Below are 23,583 nucleotides of genomic sequence, written 5' to 3' on the forward strand. Positions count from 1 at the left end.
CTCGGGTTAATGACGTACATTGATTTTCGAATCCATGGTTTAAGAAAAATAGCGAGTAAATAACTCTACGACTTTCATAACCTCTTTACGAAGTTCTTTATTCGTTTTACCTTTCTTGTTCCTTAGAATTTGAAGTTTTTGCAATACTTCATTCAAGATTAATAAATCTTGATCCGAGAGAGAACACTGGGTGTCCTTAGCGATAATTTGAATGCAAGCAATCAAACTATCGATGTTTCGAGTTTGTTTAATTCTACTCATTTTACTAAAAATTTATTTTAATAGGCGACATTGCCCTGCATTACTGCAAGCCACCATGGTAGAATCAAATTCACATTCCTAAATGCGTAGACAATGTTCTCATACACTCACTTAAAATTCCTGCATTAAAAGACTTTAAAAGGATAAAGCATTAACGCTAAGCGCAATTATATTCATCTAGTCCAGTATCGCTATAGACTTTCGCCGTGTTAGGGGGAAGAAGATAGGAAGGACATCTTATGAATCTTTTCTTTCCGCTAAAAACCCACAAGGGTTGCCAATTGGCTATAAGTTGAACTTCATCTAGAAATTTGACCTCAAAACATTTTCAAAGAACGATAAAACAAAGATATATAAATATTACTCACAGTTAATAAGCTATTTCGCCGAACTTACCAACATTTTGAGTCGGTTATCAACAAAATTACCCCCGTACTTCCAACAGGGGTTCTTTTCGGGGTGATAAAACGTCGGATTTAAAGGATTTAGAGGATTTCCCGGAGGAACTAGATACAAAGCAAAAACCCTAGAGCATTTGATACACTCTAGGGTCTTCTAAGCTTACAGCCATATAAGCTATTTTCTTTTAACGTTGTTTGCGGTCTGGACGGGACTCGAACCCGCGACCCCATGCGTGACAGGCATGTATTCTAACCAACTGAACTACCAAACCAATTTTCTTGCTCTTTCGAACTCAGGCTACAGCCTGATTCAGAAATTGTGTAATGCTTTACGTTAAAAGCGTTGCATCGCCTGCGCCATAGCTTCAACGACGGTGCAAAGATACACCCAATTTTCATTTCCGCAAGGAAAAATTTAAAAAAAAGTCGTTTTTATTTTACTGAGACACCATTTTTATTAGAAATCAATCAATTAATGTTGCAACTTTTTAAGGGTATGGAGTGTGAAAATCTTGTGTTTCCGCAAAATACCTGTTAAACGGAATGAATTTATGGATAGACATGTGTCTATTTGCCCTCTTAAATCAATAGAATCTGTCTTTGAAATCACTTTCCTCATTCCTTTTACTCTTGAGTGAATTCTTAAAAAATTAAAAAATAATATCTACCATGGTAATTATTTCAAAAGTTGTTGTATCTTTGCTTCATAAACAATCCAAGAAAGGAAATACAACATGAAAACAATCTTCCACTCAGAAAGCTCCAGAGGCCATGCCAACCACGGTTGGTTGAATGCCAAGCATTCGTTCAGCTTCGCTTCCTGGTACAACCCGGAAAGAGTGCACTTCGGTACGCTACGTGTATTGAATGACGATACCGTTGCACCGGGAATGGGGTTCGGAACACATCCTCATGACAACATGGAGATCATTACGATCCCGTTGGAAGGAGCAATTGCACATAAAGACTCTATGGGAAACAGCGCAACGATCACCGCAGGAGAAATCCAGGTAATGAGCGCAGGAACCGGAGTACAACACTCGGAATTCAATCCGAATGAGGACCAGGACCTGAAATTATTCCAGATCTGGCTCTTCCCCAATAAACGCAACGTAGAACCGCGTTACGATCAGCAAAAGATCGCCGTGGACGAACACTTAAATGAGTTTGTACAGATCCTCTCGCCGAACAAAGACGATGCAGGAGTTTGGATCCACCAGGATGCCTGGTTCCACATGGGAAAATTTACCGAGGACAAAACGCTGACATACGCATTGAAAAATCCGAACAACGGCATGTATGTGATGCAGGTAGAAGGAAGTTCCGTGATCGACGGGCAACAGTTAAATCGTCGGGACGCATTAGGAATAATGGAAACTTCCTCCGTAACTTTGCATATCACGAAAGGCTCTACGCTCCTGCTCATGGAAATTCCGATGGAAGTGAAATTGTAACAAAAGAGAGATGAAAAATGCGTTAGCATGGCGGTATGCCACACAAAAATACGATCCGGCGAAAAAAATCAGTGACGGGGATCTGCAGGAAATCCTGGAAGCAATTAACAGCGCTCCTACTTCCTACGGGTTGCAACCCTTCAAACTGATCCACGTCAAATCCCCGGAGTTGCGCGCACAATTGAGAGCTGCATCTTTTGATCAGTCGCCTCTTACAGACGCTTCAGACGTGATCGTATTCACTGTGAACCGCAACGTGGAAGATCAGCACATCGACTCTTATATGCAACGCATCGTGGAAGTGCGCGAAGTAGAACGCGAAAAGCTGAACCGCTTCCAGCAAAACATGATCGGGGTATTATCCAACCTGAGCTCCGCGGAACTCATCGCATGGAATACCAAGCAGGCTTATATCGGACTGGGATTCGGTTTGGTGATGGCAGCACACCTTGGAATTGACAGCACCCCAATGGAAGGCTTTCAAAAGGACCGATACGACGAAATTTTAGGTCTGACAGACGATCATGCGGTCCTGGTACTAACTTTCGGTTATCGCTCAGATGAAGATCACACGCAACACCACAAAAAAGTCCGCAAGACTTTGGAACAATTGGTAACGGTAAAATAGATAGTAGGATATTAAGACTTCAGGATGTCAAGACGTTAAAACAGTAACTTCTGAACCTTCAAACAAACAAATAAATAAAAACAATCAAAATTCAATCAAAATGAGTACAACGAAATGGACAATTGACCCTGCTCACAGTGAAGTAGGATTTAGCGTAAAACACATGATGTTTACAAAAGTAACCGGAACCTTCGATGCAGTAGATGCAACCGTTGAAGCTGAAGACGGATTCAAGAATGTAGTAATCGATGCGAAAATCGATACAGCTTCAGTAAACACTCGTAACGAACAACGGGACGGGCACTTGAAGAGCGGCGATTTCTTCGATGTGGAGAATCACCCGCAAATTACTTTCAAAGCGGAACTTCCCGAGCTGAAAACAGGAAAGATCGAAGGTGAATTCCAATTGCACGGAGTAACAAAACGCATTCCCCTGGATATTGAATTCCATGGAGAGGGAAAAGATCCGTGGGGGAATGAAAAAGCAGCTTTCAGCTTTGAATCCTCTATCAATCGCAAAGATTTCGGTTTGACCTGGAACTCCGCTCTTGAAACCGGAGGTGTGCTGGTTGGAGAAGACGTGAAGTTACGCGGTGAAATTCAACTAGTTAAGCAATAAGTTTAGTAAAACAGTTTAGTAAGGACAGGTGATCAGCCTGTCCTTTTTTTTGTTCTTTTAAAATCGGTTTTTACACATCGAATCAGAGGATTGGTTCATTCTTGTAATTGAAATCACAATTCATTTGTAATATTAAGTTCGAACTAATTTATTACTACATGAGGAGCCTACTATTACTATCCTTCAACCTATTCTTTATATCCTGTTTTGCGCAGCCAGCCAATGACAATCCCTGTTCGGCAACACCTTTAACCGTCGGAACATCCTGTTCTTTTGCCACGTACACCAATGCGGCAGCAACAGCAACAGGAGGAGTTCCAGCCCCCGGGTGTGCCAGTTACAGCGGCGGTGACGTTTGGTTTACGGCAGTCGTACCCGCAAACGGAATTTTAACCGTAGACATGAACTCGGGTGTCATTACCGATTCCGGACTCGCTTTTTATTCGGGAACATGCGGGTCACTAACCTTGATCGAATGCGATGATGACGACTCACCCAACGGGGCCATGTCCATGATCAATCGCACCGGATTAACACCCGGCGCAACGATTTTCATCCGTGTTTGGGAATATGGCGGTGATAACAACGGAACGTTTTCCATTTGTGCCAGTTCACCCGTCCCGATGACCAACGACGAACCTTGCACCGCTACTCCGCTAACGGCAAACGCATCGTGTTCCTACACTTCTGCATCCAGTATCGGAGCAACCGGCTCTGTAGGTCCTCCCGCTCCCGGATGTGCTTCTTATTCAGGCGAAGATGTTTGGTTCTCAACAGTGGTCCCTGCAACAGGATCTATTATGATCAATACCAATTCCGGTTCAATGACAGACAGCGGAATGGCACTATACACCGGAACCTGCGGTTCCCTCACTTTAGTGGAATGTGATGACGATGATTCTCCCAACGGAGCCATGTCCATGATCTCAAGAGGTGGATTAACACCGGGAAGCACGGTTTACATCCGGATGTGGGATTATGCCGGCGGTTCGGGAACATTCTCCATCTGTGTAGTTGCCGGTGCACCAACCAATTCATGCGGAAGTGCCGCAACGAATGACAACTGTCCCTCACCTGCTATTCTCACACAAGGTCCCGGGACCTTCAGTGCTTCAACAGACGTTACGTTCACATCCGACCAGCCGGGGAATTTAACCTCCGTATTTTGCGGTTCCATTGAGAACAATTCCTGGTACCAGTTTACAGCGACCAGCACCACGCATTCCTTCCCGATTGCTTCGGTAACAGGATGTGTGAGCGGATGGGGAATCCAGGCACATGTATACAGCGTAACTTATGATGCCTCCGGATGTTGTACCGGGTTCACTTCTATGTCCAATTGCTACAACCCCGGGAACACTACGTTGGGAACAGTTACTGCAACCGGGCTGACTATCGGGAACACTTACCTGCTAATGGTTGACGGGAATTCCGGTGACGGCTGTGAATTTACTATTTCAGGATGGACGGCAACAGGTATTTTACCCGTAGAACTTTCTGAATTCAGCGGAAACCCAACCGGAAGCGGAAACCTGTTAAACTGGCGTACAGAAAGCGAATACAAGAACGATTACTTCGAAGTCATGTATTCCCGCGATGCTGACCATTTTGAGAAAATCGGCGTAATCCAGGGAGTCGGAACAACCTCTGAAGCACAGGAATATCAATTCATTCACCAGGGCGTTCCGATGGGGACCAGTTTCTATAAATTACAGCAAGTTGACCTCAACGGGGAAAGAACGGACTCCAAAATCATCTCAGTTCATTCCAAAGAAGAATCGGACGGCCTTTTCAGCGCCTATCCGAATCCGATGAGGGACCAATTAGTAATCCAGCTTCAAAGCTCCCGCAAACAGGTGATGGAGATCAACCTGACGGACCAAAAAGGAGTTTCCGTATTCAGAGAACAGCTTTCGGTTAATGAAGGAAATACCAACCTATACCGGGATTTGTCTTCATTAAGCGCCGGTGTTTACACCCTGATTATTACAAGCAGCACATCTTCCCGGAAACAGCGAATCATTAAAATTGACTAACATGAAAAAAATATGCTTTTTATTTGTGATCTGTTTTTTCTCACAAGGTGTTTTTTCACAGACATCCGTATTCAAATTAAACCAGGAAAAAGCACGGTACAATCAAACTCAACATACTTCCCAAATTGTTTCGAATACTTTCTATTCTCAAACACCCGTTACCCAGGCTGATCTTGTTCAGATCAGTGCTGTAATGGAAAACAAAGACGGATATGTATCGTGCACTCTGACTCCTCAGAATAAGCTCGTTGTGGAGCATGAGAACTGGGTAGAGACCAAAGACATTGTTGACGTCATCGGGCAATTTGTTCCGGTAAAACTGGAGGCGATCACAGAATATTCAACGAAATAACAACTGGCTAACTCTGGCGAGCCCCGTTTGTCACTTGGATGAACGGGGCATTTTGTTGGCACAAACCTGCACCTTCCCGTTGATCGGGAATTAAAACCCGTATCAAATTTGCTCAATTCAAACAGAAGCAGCCGTATTTTTTATGCCTGCTGTAAAATGCACACCACCCGGAAATCAGGCTGCCATTTGAATCCCCCTGTGCGGATCAGTCCGGAAAAAACCGTCGGATTCAAAACGATAAACCTGTGATGCAAGTAGCTTTGATCCTGACAAAAAAAAGCGGTCACTCTTTCGAGAGACCGCTTTCACTTTTAAAGATAATCGATCAGTTCTTCACAATTCGTTCGATGGAAGTACCTGCATCTGTTTTAATTCTTAGAGTATAAACTCCTCGTTCGTAAGCACTCAAGTCAACCGGATCTCCCGACTTAATCTGAGTTGTTTGAACCAGCTTACCTTGTACATCCATTACTTCAACAACAGCTGAAGCAGCATCCATTGTTATGATAACCACATCGTGTGTTGGATTCGGATGAACGGAAATGATAGAAATCAAGTGTTCTTTGATTCCAACATTCGCAATAGTCACGCAATTGGAGGTATCCGAACATGTTCCGTTTGACACCACTACCGCATAAGTCCCGTTAGCAGCTGGAGCAAATGTTTGTGCCGTTGCACCTGCAATCGGTGTATTTGTTGTACAGTTAATCCACTGGTAAGTTGTACCTGCAGAAGCTGTAATCGTAGCATCCCCGTTATCTGTTGCCGTTGCAACGAATGGAGTAATTGTTAGATCCAAAGTAATGATCGAATCACACCCTATTGCATTCGAAATGGTATCATTATACATTCCCGAGGTGGTATAAGTCATTCCGTTTTGAGCCCAAGTATATGCAGGACTACAAGTTGAAACCGTAAGCATAGAAGATGTTGGCATATTGATCGTCAGGTCTAAAGTGATAACTGAGTCACAACCTACTGAGTTTGAAATAGTATCCGTATACATACCGGAAGCTGTATAAGTCATTCCATTTTGCGCCCACGTATAAGATGAACATTCTGTTACAGAGACAGAAGATGCAGAAGGCTGATTGATGATTAAGTTCAATGTTATAACCGAATCACAACCGAACATATTCGTGATTGTATCTGTGTAAGCACCGGAAGCCGCATAAGTCATTCCATTCTGAGCCCATGTATAAGATGAACATTCCATTACAGAAACAGAAGATGCAGAAGGACCTCCAATTGTCAGGTTCAACGTAATCACCGAATCACAGCCTAATGCATTCGTTAAAACCCCTGTATACACTCCTGAAGTAGTATATGTAGTATTGTTAACCGGCCAGGTATATGTTTGACAAGCCATTTGGTTTACCGTCGCTGACGTCGGATTATTGATCGTTAAGTTCAATGTAATGACCGAATCACAACCTAATGCATTCGAAATGGTAGCTGTATGCGTTCCTGAAGCAGTATATGTTGCGTTGTTGATCGGCCAGGTATAGCTACCACAAGCTGTTTGAGTTACCGTAGCAGCCGTACTGTTATTAATTGTCAGGTTTAATGTGATGGTGGAATCACAACCCACAGCATTCGATACAACAGCTGTGTATGCTCCCGAACTGGTATACGTTGAATTGTTTTGAGCCCAGGTATACGAATCACAAGCTGTTACGGTAACCGACGAACTTGAAGGTTGGTTTACTGTCACTGCAACAGAAGCTGTAGAAGTACAGCCTGCTCCGTTAGTTGCAGTAATTGTATATGTTGTAGAAACAGTTGGAGCTACCCCTGTAGGATTCTGAGAACTTGAAGTGAAACCTGCCGGAGATGAAGTCCAAGCTAAACTTAAACCACTGGTACCAGTAAGGTTTACATCATCAATAATCCAATAATATCCCCAAGCAGAAACATAATTGAATCTGATACGCATATTCGGCTGATTCAAATATGGAGCAGTTAAAGCAATACTTTCGTTAGCTGGTACCTGAGCCAAATCCGTAACCACTCCCTGGCTTCCCAATGGCAAATAATCTTTCAATGTGGACCATGTAGTCCCCCCATCTGTAGAAATTTCCAATCTCACAAGACTATCCCCCGAATTCCACTTACGGTACAAGTTTTGGAACGTTAGTGTTCCCGAAGTCATTCCTGCCGTACTGAATACAGGTGACACCAAAGTAGTTCTGGTCTTGTTACCGGAAGATCCCATATCAGCATTCGACATGGCAAATCCTCCTCCATTCGGAGTTGCAAAATTCGAGAAGTATGTTGTATAGGAATATGGTGCATTCTGAATGCCAAACCCTGTAGTTGCAGGTGCAGTTCCATTATACGTTGTTGTCCATGTACCTAAACCAGAGTTGAAATCCTGGATCAAAGGAGAAACAGTTGTAGGCAAAGATGATGTAAGATTCACCAACTCTCCGTTGCAAATAGAATTATCAGAAACACCTGCAGTATTTGCCGCCGGATTCGCATTCACAGTTACAGAAACTGTATTTGTAGTTACACACCCGCCATCTACAGCTGTTACAGTATAGGTATAAGATCCTACAACTGTTGGAGTAATTGTAACCGGGTTTCCTGCAACCGGAGTTTCAGCACCACTTCCCGCGGTACTTACCCAAGAGTAAGTATAGTTTTGCACTGGAGTTGGATTCGTATTCGCAGCAGTAAGATTTACAGAACCATTCAAACAAATAGCAGCAGCAGAAGTTGAAGCTGAAATAGCATCCGGTGTTGAAACTGTTACTGTAACCGGCACCCGTGCACTTTCACACCCCGTAACAGTATTCAATTCGCTTACATAGAATGTAGCTGTAGCTGAGATTGCCGTTGTATAAGTTGTTGAAGTACCTGATTGAAGAACAGTTCCTGCAACTGCCGCATCATACCACATAAATGTTGGAGTTGGCAAACCACTTGTAGAAGTTACAGAAGCTGTTGGAACCTGTGTACCACACTGTGTAGAGTTTGCTGCAATCGGAGTTGAAGGAAGCGGGTTAACCGTTACCGTCACTGTTGGCGAAGGAGAAACGGAACAACCAGCAGCTGTAATTGTTGCCGTATAAGTAGTTGTTGCAGTCGGAGAAACCGTTAGAGGGTTTGTTGTTCCAACCGTTCCAACTCCGTCTGACCAGGAAACAGATGTTACTGCAGGCGCCTTGTTACCGGCAATCGTAAATGCCGGACGTGTACTTGTCGTTGTATTAGAGCTTGTACCCATACAAGCTTGGCCTGAAGATACAGCTGTAAATAAACAAGAAGCAGATGCATTATCAGCATATATTGCAAGGGATGAAATAAAGGCTACCGATGCATCAGTAGTCACTGTAGAGCTGCTTCCCCCCGTATTAACATTTGAATAATTAAATGAAATGACAATATTAGACACACCATCCCAATTGAATGGAGTGGAGAACACATAATTATTCGTTCCCGTAGTCAATGTTTGAGCCGCATTTGAATAAACCTGAGTAAGCCCACTTACAATTGCTGTATTTGCTACAGCTGCATTTTGCGCAGTATGTCCTACATTGATGGTGAATGAGTTCATTGTTGTTGTACCTAAACTAGTAATATTTAGAGACAATGAAGTAATATTTCCTGCGCTTAATCCCATTGCTGTCAATTCAGACGCACGATAAATATACTGCGTTTTAACCCCTCCATAACCATGATAGAAAGGAGAAATTCCTGATGATGATGAAGTCCCTGAAGCATTACCGGTAACTACAGTTCCGGTTTTAATTAGGGATGCCGTTAAATTCGTTGATGAAGACACACAAATCGACGATGAAGATGCAGTTGCTCCTGCGGTACTTCCGAATAACGGATCATCAAAATAAGTTGTTCCTGTATAACCGCTGTTAATCCCTAGAGAATTTGTTGCAGCAACTCCCCATGCAATTGTTGCATTGGATGGTGTTGGAACAGGAATCGTTCCTTCCCAGGTAGATCCGGAAACGTTCGTCATAACAATATTCGTTTGTGGAACACCATTTACAGAATATCCGATAGTAGCTCCCGTTATTGTTCCTGCAGAAGTTGTAATATTTACAGAAACCAGACGAGCAGTTGCAACACATTGAGTGGTTGTTGGTGGTGTAACCGAATTCAAAGTAATAACCGGTGCCGGCGTGGTCCCTGCAAATTCATAAGCCCCCATATCAGGAGTAGCCGGACGAGTTGTACCTGTAAAGTCTGTTGTAATGGAAGGCGATGCAACTGGACTTGCCCCTCCTTCAACCTGCGTTACGATTCCGGCAACCGGGCGCAAAAAGTCAGAACTTGAACCTGTCAAGCTAATAAAGAAATTTCCTGCAGTTCCGTAACCTGCCCCCGTAAATGCAGCTTCACCTGTAATTGAATTTGCATCTCTAGGAGCAACAGCTGCCTGGTAAGAAAGCAAAGTCTGGTAAGATGTTGTTCCATCATACATAATCAAACGGGTCGCTGATGGCGTTCCTGCATAAAACAAATTACGGTTCGAAGTAGAAGCATAATTATTCAATGCAACCCCGGAACGACGGAAAGCAACTGCAATTCCAGTACCAACAGGAGTTGTTTCATTGACAATGATATTATTTCGCATGTCTAATGCAGCTATTGTCGCAGTTGCATTTACCTGATGGTAGATCCCGGATGTTCCAAAGTTTGCTCCGGAAGAAGTTCCGCTCAGGTAAACCGAATTGTAATAAACACCATAAACAGCACCAGTTGAAGAAGAGTTAATATTAATTCCTCTGATAACATCAGTACCACTTGCAACCGGAGCTGTCAATCCGCTGATAATGTTATTCGATACATTTACGCCTGCACCACTAGTGATACTGACACCAAAAACTGTACCTCCGGCATTTGAGGAAGAAAGCGTGTAAATACGATTAGCATTGACATTGGTCATTGTCCCTCCGGAAATACCTATAGCACTTACCAAGCTCGCTCCGGTTGAAGACAATCCGTGGATATCATTGTTTGAAATGTTAACTACCGGTGAAGTATTTGAAGAAGTAATTCCAACAACAGCTCCCCCAGTCCCGGTCGAAGACAATCCAAAAATCGTATTGGAAGTAACATTCAACGGATTAGCAGTATTTAATGAAGCATTAATACTCATTCCCGTTACGGAACCCTGTCCCGTGACATTGGTAAATGTATTCCCTGAAATTGCTGATATCCCATTGAAATAACTAACATTCAACAACGTAATTGATGAAGTACCTCCTGTCAGGTTATTAATCGTATTTCCGGTAATACTCTTAGTGCTTGTTCCGCTACCAGTACCATCCGTATTATTAAAACCGGTGAAAGTAGTCCCTCCGGTTAAATTAATATTCGAGAAATTATTATTTGCATAGGTAGCCGTTGTCCCATTCTGAGAAGAACCATTTGTAGTCGTTAATGTTACTGTTCCACCCGCACCCGATTTCGTAAACTGAGTTCCAATGGTATTATTGGAAATTGTTGTAGAACCACCAGACGGAATCGTGAAAGAATGAGATACAAAAGTAACACTTCCGGTAGTTGTAACAGTCAGGTTATTAAAACTGTTGTTACTAATTGTTGTGGTTAAGTTTGTACTCACAGTAGAAATGAACGTCAAAGTACCCGTTGGAGAAGCCACGCTGTGTCCAAAACCATTAAATTGGTTATTTGACATATCCAGTGTCGAAGTGGCAGAAGCAGATCCTGAAGGAGAAGTAATCCCCACAACAGATCCTCCTACAGCAGCTGACAATAAATTAAATGTATTATTTGAAAATACTTGTGAAAAGGTTCCTGTTGGAGTATTGGAAAATGCCTGAAGCTGAATTCCATTCAAAGTACCCGCAGTCACCGTTCCATTGCTGGCAAGAGTATTATAGGAACAATTTGTATTTTTTACGTTACGAACTAAAATTCCGTTAACGGTTCCGGAAACACTACTAAAACCAGAAAATGTGCCGGTTAATCCGAAGGTAATTGAGTTCCCATCTCCGGACGCACCCCCGATTGTCAAACCGGATGCATGATCAGCCGCCGCAGTAGGCCCTAAAACTACAATCCCCAAGTTAACTGATGAAATCGTGTTTCTCCTAATAGTCAAATTGTTATTATTACCAGTAGTAGCAGTTGCCCCAGTAGTCATATTAGTTGCATTGTGAGTGGAATTTGCATAAATACCCATCGCATTCTGATACGTTGCACCCAAGCTAATGGTGTTGTCCGTTATAGTAACATTTTGACACCCGTCAGTGGTTGTATTATAAAACAATGCAATCCCAAACTCGGTCATGTTATTTGACGCAGCAGCAGTTGTTGTATTCGCTGCATTCTCTCTCAAATCCAATCCTGAAATGGTTACATAGTCAGACCCGATTAATTTGATAATTCCATCATTCAAGGCACCAGAAGTCAATGCCCCAGATGCAGTAATTACCGGTTTAGGTGCTCCGCCCGTTCCCTGGATAATGATCGGGTCTGCCACTGTTCCTGTAGCAGTAATTGTAAACCCTCCTGCCGGTGCCGTTTCGGTATACCCGGAAGGAACATTTAAAGTAACACCCCCGGAACCAATTCCGTTTGTGTTGATGTCGGTAATGAAGGCTGCAATGGTCGCATAGTCAGTCGGAATCGTTTTGGTTCCCGAGACCTGTCCAAACAAACTTCCCGAACCAAGGATCAAAAGTGCAAAGCACAGAATGAACCCTGAAAAATTCATGGTACTGTTTTTCAACATAATCTATAATTTAAGTAACAGTGCAAAAGTGAGACTATCCTTACTACAAACAAAATTGATATGCTAATTGGCATAGCAATAATTGATTTAATAAACCGTTTTAGTGAATTTAACAAAAACTTAATAAATAGTTAAACACAAGTGAAATCAGGGTGAATCAAGTTAAAACGAGGGTGAAAAAGAATGTGAAAGCATGTTAATTATTTAACGTAATAATTTGAAACGATTCGGACACCCGATAAAAACCAATGCTCCTAAAAGCCTAAAAACGTTAATCATTTAGACATTCTGTTGCTTTTTAGTACTAAAATTTTAAAAAATCGTTTTTTAACATTAGTGTTAAATAATAGTTGACTATATTAACTATATTCTTGAAACTTTAAGTTGGCGGCTTCTCTCTAGAAAATGCGAATAACTTTTTCAAATCCCCCGGAATCAGTCAAATGAAGTACCTGGAACTGGTTTATCCTGGAGATCATTAGCGGATTCTTATTCGACAGTGATTGTTCGGTTAACAATTTTCCATCAATACTGAATGTGCGGATTAAAAATGTACCTCCTGAAGAGGTCAATTCAATGAATTCATCACTTGTTTTTACTTTAATTCCATCAAAAAGATGATCGTGCACTCCAAGGGTCGTCACCTGGATTGAAAAAGTGTCCGTATTGCAGGAAGAGGAAGCAATTAATTGAACATTATAAATTCCGTTTCCCCCGAATGTGTGTTGCGCATCTTCCGTTATTGCACTTTGACCATCCCCAAAATCCCAGGTATAAGTTGTTGCTCTTGAACTGGTATTTGTCAGCTGAATCGTGTCTCCATTTTGGACCAGGGTAAAAGAAGCTTGTGTCGGTTCATCAACAGGATGCAGGTGAAAATGATCCAGTGAATCCAGAATAACTGCCGCAGCTGCATTTTGCAAAACCCATGCTTCTCCCGCACCTATTCCCGGATGATAATCCGATCCGGATGGAGATTCCCTGAAAAGAGATGTGTAAAAAGTACATGCAGCCAGATAGGTACCTTCTAAAGATGGATGCGATTCATCTGCATTGTAGAGATTAATTAACGGATAGTTTGCGCGAACATATGACCAAACCCTTCCAACCGGTGACACCATTGCGCGATCGCTGGAATCCGCCATGCGCATGTATGCATGATACAAGCGCGTATTCATTTTCTCGAATGTATTGATCTCCGACCATTGCGAATCACCGTTCTGTCTTCCCCAGGTCATGTAATACATCACATTACTGCAGGGATTATTCGCCCAAATACTGTCAGATAACTGCATCGCATAAGGCAAAGTCTGCGTATTAACCTGGACATCCGGAAAGCTCGGCTCCTGGCTTTGCCCCTGAATCACTACTACATCCCAGGGTTTGGAATGGATTTTCGAATAGGTTAACGGATCTGTTGTGTGATTTTGAAAAGTATAACCTCCGTTTGTCTTGGAGTCTATGGTTAGTTCTTTTCCAAGATTAGCAGCAAGTGCTCCGAAAGTGCCCGGAAGATCGTTTACATAGGTATAACTGTTTCCAATGAAAAGAACAGAAACAGAATCCTGTGCACAGACATAAGAACCAACAACCGGGAAACAAAAGAGGAAAAGGATCCACCGCAACGGACAGGTAATTTTTTTCATTTTAGTACGTTTTACTCTTAAACACTGTTCCGGTTTTGGAGTTGCCCGAATATTTGCCTTATTTTACCGGTGGTATTGTAATCCTAAACAAATGAAAAATGTCTTCATTGCCCTAATTTCGATCATCGCAAGTTCTCACCCGGTTCTTTCGCAGACTTACCTGGGATTTGAATACAATCCGAACATCCCGGTGAAGAACGGAACCACCACATTGAAAAATCCCTGGGCAGGCGGAATCAATTACGGACAGTTTTCCACGATCGATTATAATTTCGATGGACTGGATGATTTGGTAATCTTTGACCGAAGCGGAGATGAGTTTGTTTTGATGGAACATACCATCAACGCATCTGTTCACGGATACCAATATGTTTACAAAGGATTCCGTTTTTTTCCCGCCGATTGCAGGTACCGGGCTGCCTTCGTGGACTATGATGCAGATGGGAGAAAAGACCTTTTCACGTATGGAATCGGGGGAGTCAAGGTGTACCGGAACATAGGAAACGCATCGGTCGGCCTGCAATGGCAGTTGATTACAGACATTTTGCAAACAGATTATGCCGGAGACATTTCCAACTTGTATGTGAGTGCAGGAGATATTCCGGCCTATACCGATGTCGATTTTGACGGAGATATGGATGTGTTAACCTTCCACATCGGGGGTCAGAATCTCCTTTACCATCAGAACCAAAGCATGGAGCTTTACGGAATTCCGGATTCCCTGATCTTTATCCTGAAAAATCAGTGTTGGGGAAAATTCAGTGAGGACGCAAACAGCAATGATTTATTCCTGAATGAAACCGCTTACCCATGTGAAAACGGGGACATTCCGAATCCACTGCGACCGGAAAACCCCGGGAAAGAGATAGAAAATGAAAGCATTACACGACATTCCGGTTCCACGATCCTTGCAATCGACCTGAATAATAATGGAGTCATGGACCTCATCCTGGGCGATGTCTCTTATCCGGGAATCAGTTTGTTAATGAACGGTGGAACAGCTCCCAATACCAATTCGGCAATGATCAGTCAGACGCACGATTTTCCTTCTGCAGCAAATCCGGGTTACATGCAATTATTCCCTGCCATTTATTGGGAAGATGTGGACTTTGACGGAAAAAAAGACCTCATCGTCGCCCCGAACGCCCGAACAGTTTCCGAAAACCAAAAAAGTGTGCAATTCTTCAAGAATACGGGAACGAATGCCCTCCCCAATTTTGTTTTCCAGGAAAACAATTTCCTGCAAAAGGATATGATTGATCACGGCTTGGGGAGTATTCCTGTATTAGTAGACGAGAATGGTGACGGCTTGAAAGACCTGCTGGTTGCAAACTTCGTACGCTATAAACCGACGCTGAACCTGGAATCCGTATTCCAATTATATCGAAATACAGGAACCGCTTCCAACCCGGAATTCACGCTTGTAAACAATGATTACCTGGGACTTTCTTCCCTTGGATTGGGATTACGGGCCGTTCCGACTTTCGGAGATCTGGACGGTGACGGTGATTCTGATTTGATTATCGGCCAGGAAAATGGTAACCTGGTCCGTTTCACCAACAATGCCGGATCGGGAAATTCACTGAGCTTTGGAGCAGCAACTCCTTTAACAGATCACAACGGAACAACGATCAACGTGGTATCGTATGCTTTCCCGCAACTTTTCGACCTGAACAAGGACGGATTATTGGACCTGGTCATTGGAAGAAAAACTGGAGAAATATCCTATTATCAAAATACAGGCACGGGCAGCAATCCCATTTTTACCCTGATCACACAAAACCTGGGACAAGTGGATATTTCACCCAACCCGGACGGATATGCCGCTCCACATTTTTTCCGGGAAAACGACACCACCCATTTATTCGTCGGGGCCTACAATGGAAAACTGAACTATTACAGGAACATTGACGGTCATTTAACCGATGGAGATACCTTCAGTTTGTATTCGGACAGTTACCTGGACCTGGAAACCGGTCTATACAGCACCGTTTTTGTCAACGACATTGACGGGAACGGCTTCCTGAACCTGTTTGTCGGGCAGGATTTAGGCGGACTATTCCTTTTCGAAGCTGATCCTTTAAGCACTTCCTCCTTAAATGAATGGAAGGCAGAATCAAACCTGGTGTTGTTCCCAAATCCCGGAAATCAATGGGTACAGGTTCTGGCAAAAAACGGATCTTCTTCCGGGTTGGAACTTCATGGAGTATATAACAACCTAGGACAAAAACAGTTCGTGGCACTTTCGGGAACGACAATTGATGTAAGCGATCTGAGCAGCGGTTCCTATTATTTTGTACTTGAGATGAATGGAAGAATTGAGCACTTGAACTTTATAAAAAACTAACCAACTTAAAATCAACAAGTTAAAAACAATCTGTTCGTATCTTTGGGAACACTCTAATTTGGGAACTTGGAAATTTCAAAATTCCTGAAGAAAGAAAACTAAAGTCTCAGATAAGTTTCAAAAGCGACTTGTTGCGACCATTGAATACATTGGATTTCCGATTCAAAAATCCCGTACAGAGTTGATCCGGAACCTGTCATAGCCGCATAGACCGCTCCGTTCTCATACAACTCTTTTTTAACCTGTTCCAATTGTGGGTATTTCAGGAAAACAAATCGTTCAAAATCATTCACTAAATGAGTTTTCCAGGTTTGGACCGGTTGCTGTAACACCTCAATCAATGGAGCACGCGTATTATCCGGGACTACTCCTTCAAATGCTTCTTTAGTAGAAATGTGAATCCCCAGGTTTACCAATACGACCCACTTATTTTTCAGATCACAGGCCAAGGAGCTCAAAATTTCTCCGCGGCCTGTCGCATACTGAATTCCTCCTTCGATAAAAAAAGCACAATCAGAACCTATAGAGGAAGCCATTTCCTTCAAGGTTTCGTTTCCGATCTCAGGCGCATAATGGTCGCGCATTAACTTCAAGGCAAAAGCCGCATCCGAAGAACCGCCTCCCAAGCCGCCTCCCATCGGGATCAGTTTGTGCAGGTGGAAAGATACTGTTGGAATAGCTTTGTATTTTCGAAATTCCTTTTCAGCATCTAAAACCAAATTCCCATAACCGGGGATTTCCAGTCCAGATGAGGTAAATGCCGGTTTCTCACTTTCGACCAATTCGAGGATATCATTAAACGGAAGTTCCAACATCCCAGTTTCAATCTCATGGTAACCATCCTCCCGTCTTTTCAGGATGTGCAAACCCAGGTTTATTTTGCATGTTGGAAAATTAATCATGCCGTAAAATTAATAGATGCGAACTATTTTCGTAAATTTCGCCCCTCAAAATAGCAATTATGTCTACATATTTAGATTTTGAAGAACCTTTAAAGGCTTTAGAAGAACAAATTGAACAAACACGTGAGATCGGCAACAGTACAGGCGTCGATATGTCCGACAAGATCCGTGATCTGGAAGAGGCACTTACCAAAAAAACAAAAGAAATATTCAGCAAGTTGACCCCATGGCAACGCGTTCAACTGTCCCGTCATCCTGACAGACCCTATACATTGGCTTACATCAATGCAATCACCGGTTTTTCTTTCCAGGAATTGCACGGGGACAGAACGGTAAGAGACGACAAAGCCATGATTGGCGGTTTCGGGTTACTTGACGGAAGAACGGTCATGTTTATCGGTCAGCAGAAAGGGATCAATACCAAAATGCGCCAGTACCGTAATTTCGGAATGCCGAATCCGGAAGGATACCGCAAGGCTTTGCGTTTGATGAAATTGGCTGAAAAATTCAACAAACCGATTGTAACGTTTATCGACACTCCTGGAGCATTTCCGGGGTTGGAAGCGGAAGAAAGAGGACAAGGAGAGGCCATTGCCCGCAACATTTATGAAATGATGCAGTTGAAAGTTCCTGTAATTTGCATCATCATCGGTGAAGGTGCATCCGGTGGAGCTTTGGGAATCGGTGTCGGTGATAAAGTCGTTATGATGGAAAATACCTGGTATTCGGTTATTTCTCCGGAATCATGCTCTTCCATTTTATGGAGATCTTGGGAGTTCAAAGAAAAAGCTGCGGAAGCGTTGAAACTAACGAGTTCGGATATGAAACGACTGAAATTGGTTGACGATGTGATTGAAGAACCACTTGCCGGTGCTCACAGAGACCAGGAAGCAAGCTTCCAAAACGTAAAGGATAAAATCATTCAATACCTAAGTGAATTGGATGCAAAAAAACCTGAACAACGAGTGGAAGAACGCATCGAAAAATTCAATTCAATGGGTGTTTGGAACGGATAACACAGAGGAATTTATGATAAATAAGTAGGGACGGAAAATTTTCCATCTCTACTTATTTTTATTCCCAATTAGTTACCGTTTCTTCATTATTCAGATCAATCAACAGGCTTACTTTGACACCTTTTTTCACCGTTACCAGTTTCTCATAAACAGCTTCCACCGAATAATTATTCACAATCGTGTGATCCTGCCAAGTCCCATTCACAAATGATTGGTTCACGATCCGGATCCGGTGCATTCCTTTTGGAATTTTCAAAGCAAAGATTCCGCCCTTACTCTCAACAGATTGATCGGAAATTCCGTATACAACATTATCTACAAAAACCATCATGCGTGAAGGATGATCATACCCTTCTTCCACGTGAATGAACTGCCAGTCAATTTTCATCGGATAGTGTTTCCCCCTGAACCTGGAATCCGGTTGATTTATATCTAATTCTTTTCCATCCTTCCCAAACCGGATAATGGAAACTTCAGCTCCGTTCAGATCAAACTCTATCCGAACCTTCATGACTTGTTTAGCATGGACGTCAAACTCGCAAATAGCATTGATACTGAATTCATTCTCAAAAGTATGCTCCATCCACCTGCCTTCGTAATACGCTTCATTTACAAGCCGGATCCTGTGGATGGATTTTGAAAGAGTTAAGGAATAGGTTCCCCAATCACTTTGGCGAAAGGATGCTGAAACCGGCAGATCCAGTCCGTCAACAGATACTTTACATCTGTTTAAATGATCATATCCAACTTCAATCCCTTTGAATCGCCATTCCAAAACTACCAAATGGTCTTTTGAATGTGCGTTCAAAAAAAGCAATACAAATACGCAAGTCAAGAAGTTGTTCACAGTTTTATCTGTTTCAGTATTACAAAGTTAGTGATTATACCCAACTCTCCAACCTGGTAATGTGTTTTTAGTTGAACTCTTTTTATCCCTCCTTTACTTTTTACTAAAACAGCTTATTTTCAAAAAGCATTCCAACCATCGGATGAATTGTGCATTATAATACGTAGTTATTTTCCGGGGTAAATATTATCTTGGCAAACAAAAAGAAACGAACTAAAATGATTCAAAAGCTATTATTTATAGGAGCAGCGTGTTTCCTCCCACATTTATCTGGTGCTCAGGAAGCGGATTCAACGGAAGCTGCGGAAACGGAAAGCTCGGTTGATACGGATCTGGTGGAACAAACATTTCAATCAACCCGAATCGTGAGCGGTCATTCGGTAGAATGCCTGCGAAAAGGTGTTCTTGAATTCCGGGTTGAACACCGGTTCGGAGATCTTGCAGGTTCAAACGGAGGAGTTCAAAACTGGTTCGGATTGGATAATTCAAGTGACATTCGGTTGGGATTTGAATACGGGATTACCAATAATATCATGATCGGCGTGGGAAGAAGTAAAGGAAACGGAACCCCTTACCGTTCATTACTCGACGGTTTCGGTAAATACCGCATTCTGCAGCAACGCAAGAAGGGAATGCCCATTTCACTTGCAGTAACCGGAAGCATGTTCTATACCTACATGAAAGCACTTCCTGATATTTATGCGGTCGGACATTTTCCTAAACAGGAATACCGCTTTTCTTATTCCGCATCACTGAATATTGCACGCAAGTTCGGAGACCTGGTTAGTTTAGCCCTTATGCCAACAATGGTCCATCGAAACTATGTTGCCGCAGATGATCAAAATACCTTGTTTGCCCTTGGAGGAGCGATGCGTTGGTCTATTACCCAGCGTTTGGGAATCATGGTGGAATATTACCAGGTTTTCCAGGATAAGGGAATACGCAAAGCCAACTTCAACAGTCTCGGATTTGCCGTAGAATGGTTGACTTTCGGACATAATTTCACGATCTACCTGACCAATGCACGAGGTTTCGGAGAAACACAATTCATCACCAACACCTACGACAATTGGTTAAAAGGTCAATTTAGGATTGGTTTTTGTATAGGAAGAAAGTTCGAGTTCGGTCAATAAACAAGTTTAAGAATTCAAAGGAACTAACAAATTAAAAACCAAGGTCTTTGAATATTTTAAATAACCATAAAAACAACTGATTATGAAAAAATTAATTTATCCGGCCTTAGCAGTTTGCCTGTTCGCAAGCTCGGCTTTTGTAACACTTACCGCTTCAAAAGATTACACCTTCAAAGAAGGATTTACCATCGCATTCAAAAGCAGGGATCCTTCCGGGGAGTTTAAAAAAGCAAAAGGAACTATCAAGTTTGATGAAAATGATCTGGCGAATGCCAAATTTGATATTTCAATTGAAGTGAACTCCATCAATACCGGAAACTCGATGCAGAACAAAAAAGCGCAGACTTCCGAGTGGTTTGAAGCAGACAAGTATCCTACAATTAAATTTGTTTCCTCCAAAGTGGAAAAATCCGGGGAGAACTATTCCATCACTGGAAAACTGACAATGAAGGGCGTTACCAAGGAGAAGAAAATTCCGGCAACCGTATCCAAATCGGGAAATGATCTTACGTTTAGCGGCAAGTTTACCGTCAACCGCATAGATTACGGGGTAGGACACAAAAGCGATGCTGTTCCTGATCTCATGAATATCTCCTATTCCATTCCGGTAAGCGAAAAATAAATGCGGATGTTTAAACACTTTTTTTTTCTCGCATTAACTGCGGGCCTGTTTTCATCGCTGATCTCGTGGACCTATTCATCCATTTACAAAAGCATGATTGCAGATTTTACAGAAGTAAGCGGTTATTGGCACCTATTGTGCTTTTCACTGATGATTACACTGGGAATCAGCATACTGAGTACAGGTATTCACGCATTGGTCCGAAATAAATCGTTCGCCGGTTTTATTTGTAATTTCATCCTTTCAGGGTTTTCCGTATCGCTGGTATTCTACATCTTCACCATGAATGATCCCGAATTCAAAAACGAGGATTCCATGGCCATGATCGATTATTTCAAAGGGTATATGATTCCATTCGTATTCATCCCGGCACTTTCCTGTATGACCTTTAAACCTTTATTTATTAAATAAATGAAAAAAATACACGCTCCATTCTATGCATTGAGCGGCATGATTGTTTTAACACTGCTTGCCGCCGGTGCATGTTCAAAAGCAAAAACTCCTCCTCCTCTTCCTGAGGTTTTCTGTAACGGGACTATTTCATTCAGCACACAAATTGCACCAATGATTGAAGAAAACTGTTCCGGATGCCATGGAGCCGGGGCCGGAACATCTCCGGTCCTTTCAAATCATGCGGAAATTTCTCAAAACGCAGATCAAATTATTCATGCATTACGAGGAACTCCGCAACTCATGCCGGAGGGAGGCCCTGCTCTTGCAGATTCATTGATTCAACAGTTTCAATGTTGGCTTCAGCAAGGAACTCTGAATAACTAAAAATCCATTCAAAACAACAATTGAAAATTCCGTTAGAATTCCAATTGACAGCGAGAAAAAAACCTGCTGCTTCGGAAATTCACAACTAATTACGGCAATTTCATAACAGTAAAAAACCGGTACACACATAACTTAGTAAGCACGCAACCCGAATGGACAGGTTATGTGAAACAACAGAAAAACACATTATGAATAAAAACTACATTTATATCGGACTATTGGCTGCATCCGGTTTTTTGCTGAGCTTTTCAGCAAATGAGTCGGTTCAAAAAGTTAAAAACTTCAGCAAGAATTACCATACATTAAACCAGGCCGGAAGTCCGGGAGGAAGAACGGGTGCTCCCGGTGACGGTACTTGTACACAATGCCATGCAGGAACAGTTCAGAGCGGATCCGGATTCAATTCCGTTACCCTTCTTGAAGGAGGAAATGCTGTTACGGAATACCAACCATCAACTACTTATCAGGTTCAGGTCAGTATGGCGACAAACAATGTAAAAAACGGATTTGAAATCGTTGCTTTGAACCCGAACAATACCGTAGCCGGAACCTGGACAATCACAGACGGAACACATACGAAGACAATTACTTCCGGAGGAAAATCACGTGTTACACATAAATTAGCGGGTACGAGCCTAACGAGTTGGTCTTTCAACTGGACATCGCCCGCAACCAATGTGGGAACGGTGACTTTCTACCTGGCAACGAATCAAACAAACAACAACAGCAGCGATAACGGTGATATTATTCGCACATCACAGCATCCGTTCGGATCCCAGGCCGGAATAGCGGAAGTTTCTGCCAAAGTGGAAACACAAATTGCTTACCAGGAAAACACGAATTCACTGAATATCCAACTAAACAGCAAAGTGGACGGTTCGGTGTTCGTGAATGTAGTTGAGCTCAACGGAAGATCAGTTTTCACAGAAAACCTCGGGCACGTCAGTGCCGGTGAGAGCGCGCTTTCAGTTCGATTGGACAATGAATTAAAAAGTGGAATTTACATGGTCAATGTTTCGGTAGATAATAACATGACAATGAAAAGAATCTTTATTTCCAAATAAGAAAGAGCAGTGCTCTTGAAAAACAGCCTGCCACAGTTGGCGAAAAGTCCGTGGCGGAAGATTGACTAAAATGATCCCTTTGCGCTCTTTGATTCTCTGCAGTTATTTTTCACCGCAAAGAGTTGAAGGGCGCAAAGTTTTTATAGCAAATGCCTCTTAATGGATCTCATTCGTAATTAAACTATCCGATTCTTCTCTGAACCAATTCCTCCACCCGTTCGTAAAACTGGGAAGGCGTAACGGTCCTCCATTCAATATCCTCCAAGTCGCCTCCCATTACAAAATAATGGTCCACCCGCGCTTTTTCAAATTCATGAATGACGTGATCATGAAAATTGACCAGGGCAATCCAGCCATCTTCCACTTCGTCAAACCATTCTTCATAATAACAGTCGTCTGAATAGTGAAAATTCAAAACGTTCTCCCCGATGAGGATAAACTTATTAATTCCATGCGGCATCATTTCCTCGATCACATTTCGTTTCAGAGTCATGATATCATTCTCTATCGCATCATTCCACTCCCCGATAAATTCCAGGATCGCGTACCCCTCTTCATAATCCGCAAACAGGATTTTAGCAAAAAGCGTTCTTGAACCGATATTATCCCACTGCGGATGGATCAGGAAATTATAAATCCGGTCAGTAAATTCAAATTCACTGTATTCTCTGTCATAAAATGGCGAAAGTGAATCCTCGGAAGCGATATATAAGTGTCTCCAATTAAAATAAGGTTCAATAAAATGCACGGG

Annotated in this window: 17 protein-coding genes and 1 tRNA gene; 12 read left to right on the top strand and 6 right to left on the bottom strand. The window is 42.5% G+C overall.

The window, feature by feature from the left end:
- Positions 1 to 860 precede the first annotated feature (860 nt).
- Positions 861 to 934 (bottom strand) — tRNA-Asp (locus FO442_RS10340).
- A 462-nt stretch (positions 935 to 1,396) separates the two neighbouring features.
- Between FO442_RS10340 and FO442_RS10345 the strand changes: the two genes are divergently transcribed.
- From FO442_RS10345 to FO442_RS10365, 5 genes are all read left to right on the top strand, one after another.
- The gene (locus FO442_RS10345) at positions 1,397 to 2,116 is read left to right on the top strand and encodes a pirin family protein (protein ID WP_144333107.1); all 720 of its coding nucleotides are present in this window, start codon (positions 1,397 to 1,399) and stop codon (positions 2,114 to 2,116) included.
- Positions 2,117 to 2,126: 10 nt separating this feature from the next.
- Positions 2,127 to 2,744: an NAD(P)H-dependent oxidoreductase gene (locus tag FO442_RS10350; RefSeq protein ID WP_144333108.1), complete on the top strand. Its 618-nt coding sequence runs from the start codon at positions 2,127 to 2,129 to the stop codon at positions 2,742 to 2,744.
- 100 nt (positions 2,745 to 2,844) lie between these two features.
- Positions 2,845 to 3,363 carry a YceI family protein gene (locus FO442_RS10355; protein WP_144333109.1) on the top strand — a complete coding sequence of 173 codons (519 nt, stop codon included), beginning with the start codon at positions 2,845 to 2,847 and terminating at the stop codon, positions 3,361 to 3,363.
- A gap of 158 nt (positions 3,364 to 3,521) precedes the next feature.
- On the top strand, positions 3,522 to 5,399 hold the full coding sequence (locus tag FO442_RS10360; RefSeq protein ID WP_144333110.1) for a T9SS type A sorting domain-containing protein: 1,878 nt from the start codon (positions 3,522 to 3,524) through the stop codon (positions 5,397 to 5,399).
- Between the two features lies 1 nt (position 5,400).
- Complete coding sequence (locus FO442_RS10365; RefSeq protein WP_144333111.1) at positions 5,401 to 5,751, top strand: hypothetical protein; 351 nt, start codon at positions 5,401 to 5,403, stop codon at positions 5,749 to 5,751.
- A gap of 325 nt (positions 5,752 to 6,076) precedes the next feature.
- Here the strand turns inward: FO442_RS10365 and FO442_RS10370 are convergent, their stop codons facing one another.
- Complete coding sequence (locus FO442_RS10370) at positions 6,077 to 12,478, bottom strand: T9SS type A sorting domain-containing protein (RefSeq protein ID WP_144333112.1); 6,402 nt, start codon at positions 12,476 to 12,478, stop codon at positions 6,077 to 6,079.
- A 398-nt stretch (positions 12,479 to 12,876) separates the two neighbouring features.
- Positions 12,877 to 14,124: a PKD domain-containing protein gene (locus tag FO442_RS10375; protein ID WP_144333113.1), complete on the bottom strand. Its 1,248-nt coding sequence runs from the start codon at positions 14,122 to 14,124 to the stop codon at positions 12,877 to 12,879.
- Between the two features lie 91 nt (positions 14,125 to 14,215).
- On the opposite strand from FO442_RS10375, the gene FO442_RS10380 reads away from it, so the two are divergent.
- On the top strand, positions 14,216 to 16,471 hold the full coding sequence (locus FO442_RS10380; RefSeq protein WP_144333114.1) for a T9SS type A sorting domain-containing protein: 2,256 nt from the start codon (positions 14,216 to 14,218) through the stop codon (positions 16,469 to 16,471).
- Positions 16,472 to 16,569: 98 nt separating this feature from the next.
- Here the strand turns inward: FO442_RS10380 and ispE are convergent, their stop codons facing one another.
- Positions 16,570 to 17,373 (bottom strand): 4-(cytidine 5'-diphospho)-2-C-methyl-D-erythritol kinase, encoded by an 804-nt coding sequence (gene ispE / locus FO442_RS10385; RefSeq protein WP_144333115.1) that lies wholly within the window; start codon positions 17,371 to 17,373, stop codon positions 16,570 to 16,572.
- A gap of 59 nt (positions 17,374 to 17,432) precedes the next feature.
- Between ispE and FO442_RS10390 the strand changes: the two genes are divergently transcribed.
- Positions 17,433 to 18,389, top strand: a complete 957-nt coding sequence (locus tag FO442_RS10390; protein ID WP_144333116.1) for an acetyl-CoA carboxylase carboxyltransferase subunit alpha — start codon at positions 17,433 to 17,435, stop codon at positions 18,387 to 18,389.
- Between the two features lie 58 nt (positions 18,390 to 18,447).
- Here FO442_RS10390 and FO442_RS10395 read toward each other — a convergent pair whose 3' ends face one another.
- A complete protein-coding gene (locus FO442_RS10395; protein WP_144333117.1) occupies positions 18,448 to 19,197 on the bottom strand; it encodes a hypothetical protein in 750 nt (249 codons plus the stop codon).
- A gap of 257 nt (positions 19,198 to 19,454) precedes the next feature.
- On the opposite strand from FO442_RS10395, the gene FO442_RS10400 reads away from it, so the two are divergent.
- From FO442_RS10400 to FO442_RS10420, 5 genes are all read left to right on the top strand, one after another.
- Positions 19,455 to 20,369 carry a DUF5777 family beta-barrel protein gene (locus tag FO442_RS10400; RefSeq protein WP_144333118.1) on the top strand — a complete coding sequence of 305 codons (915 nt, stop codon included), beginning with the start codon at positions 19,455 to 19,457 and terminating at the stop codon, positions 20,367 to 20,369.
- A gap of 82 nt (positions 20,370 to 20,451) precedes the next feature.
- On the top strand, positions 20,452 to 20,991 hold the full coding sequence (locus tag FO442_RS10405; protein WP_144333119.1) for a YceI family protein: 540 nt from the start codon (positions 20,452 to 20,454) through the stop codon (positions 20,989 to 20,991).
- 6 nt (positions 20,992 to 20,997) lie between these two features.
- Positions 20,998 to 21,402: a hypothetical protein gene (locus FO442_RS10410; RefSeq protein WP_144333120.1), complete on the top strand. Its 405-nt coding sequence runs from the start codon at positions 20,998 to 21,000 to the stop codon at positions 21,400 to 21,402.
- Positions 21,403 to 21,768, top strand: coding sequence for a c-type cytochrome (locus FO442_RS10415; protein ID WP_144333121.1), 366 nt, complete (start codon positions 21,403 to 21,405; stop codon positions 21,766 to 21,768).
- A 188-nt stretch (positions 21,769 to 21,956) separates the two neighbouring features.
- The gene (locus FO442_RS10420) at positions 21,957 to 22,832 is read left to right on the top strand and encodes a choice-of-anchor V domain-containing protein (protein ID WP_186280047.1); all 876 of its coding nucleotides are present in this window, start codon (positions 21,957 to 21,959) and stop codon (positions 22,830 to 22,832) included.
- 181 nt (positions 22,833 to 23,013) lie between these two features.
- Here FO442_RS10420 and FO442_RS10425 read toward each other — a convergent pair whose 3' ends face one another.
- The gene (locus FO442_RS10425) at positions 23,014 to 23,580 is read right to left on the bottom strand and encodes a hypothetical protein (protein ID WP_144333123.1); all 567 of its coding nucleotides are present in this window, start codon (positions 23,578 to 23,580) and stop codon (positions 23,014 to 23,016) included.
- Positions 23,581 to 23,583 lie beyond the last annotated feature (3 nt).

This window comes from Fluviicola chungangensis, from assembly GCF_007558725.1.
Lineage (GTDB): Bacteria > Bacteroidota > Bacteroidia > Flavobacteriales_D > Crocinitomicaceae > Fluviicola > Fluviicola chungangensis.

Excerpts from the sequence above, each read along its gene's own strand:
- FO442_RS10345 (WP_144333107.1), top strand. The coding sequence starts at position 1,397 with ATGAAAACAATCTTCCACTCAGAAAGCTCCAGAGGCCATGCCAACCAC.
- FO442_RS10350 (WP_144333108.1), top strand. The coding sequence starts at position 2,127 with ATGAAAAATGCGTTAGCATGGCGGTATGCCACACAAAAATACGATCCG.
- FO442_RS10355 (WP_144333109.1), top strand. The coding sequence starts at position 2,845 with ATGAGTACAACGAAATGGACAATTGACCCTGCTCACAGTGAAGTAGGA.
- FO442_RS10360 (WP_144333110.1), top strand. The coding sequence starts at position 3,522 with ATGAGGAGCCTACTATTACTATCCTTCAACCTATTCTTTATATCCTGT.
- FO442_RS10365 (WP_144333111.1), top strand. The coding sequence starts at position 5,401 with ATGAAAAAAATATGCTTTTTATTTGTGATCTGTTTTTTCTCACAAGGT.
- FO442_RS10370 (WP_144333112.1), bottom strand. The coding sequence starts at position 12,478 with ATGTTGAAAAACAGTACCATGAATTTTTCAGGGTTCATTCTGTGCTTT.
- FO442_RS10375 (WP_144333113.1), bottom strand. The coding sequence starts at position 14,124 with ATGAAAAAAATTACCTGTCCGTTGCGGTGGATCCTTTTCCTCTTTTGT.
- FO442_RS10380 (WP_144333114.1), top strand. The coding sequence starts at position 14,216 with ATGAAAAATGTCTTCATTGCCCTAATTTCGATCATCGCAAGTTCTCAC.
- ispE (WP_144333115.1), bottom strand. The coding sequence starts at position 17,373 with ATGATTAATTTTCCAACATGCAAAATAAACCTGGGTTTGCACATCCTG.
- FO442_RS10390 (WP_144333116.1), top strand. The coding sequence starts at position 17,433 with ATGTCTACATATTTAGATTTTGAAGAACCTTTAAAGGCTTTAGAAGAA.
- FO442_RS10400 (WP_144333118.1), top strand. The coding sequence starts at position 19,455 with ATGATTCAAAAGCTATTATTTATAGGAGCAGCGTGTTTCCTCCCACAT.
- FO442_RS10405 (WP_144333119.1), top strand. The coding sequence starts at position 20,452 with ATGAAAAAATTAATTTATCCGGCCTTAGCAGTTTGCCTGTTCGCAAGC.
- FO442_RS10410 (WP_144333120.1), top strand. The coding sequence starts at position 20,998 with ATGTTTAAACACTTTTTTTTTCTCGCATTAACTGCGGGCCTGTTTTCA.
- FO442_RS10415 (WP_144333121.1), top strand. The coding sequence starts at position 21,403 with ATGAAAAAAATACACGCTCCATTCTATGCATTGAGCGGCATGATTGTT.
- FO442_RS10420 (WP_186280047.1), top strand. The coding sequence starts at position 21,957 with ATGAATAAAAACTACATTTATATCGGACTATTGGCTGCATCCGGTTTT.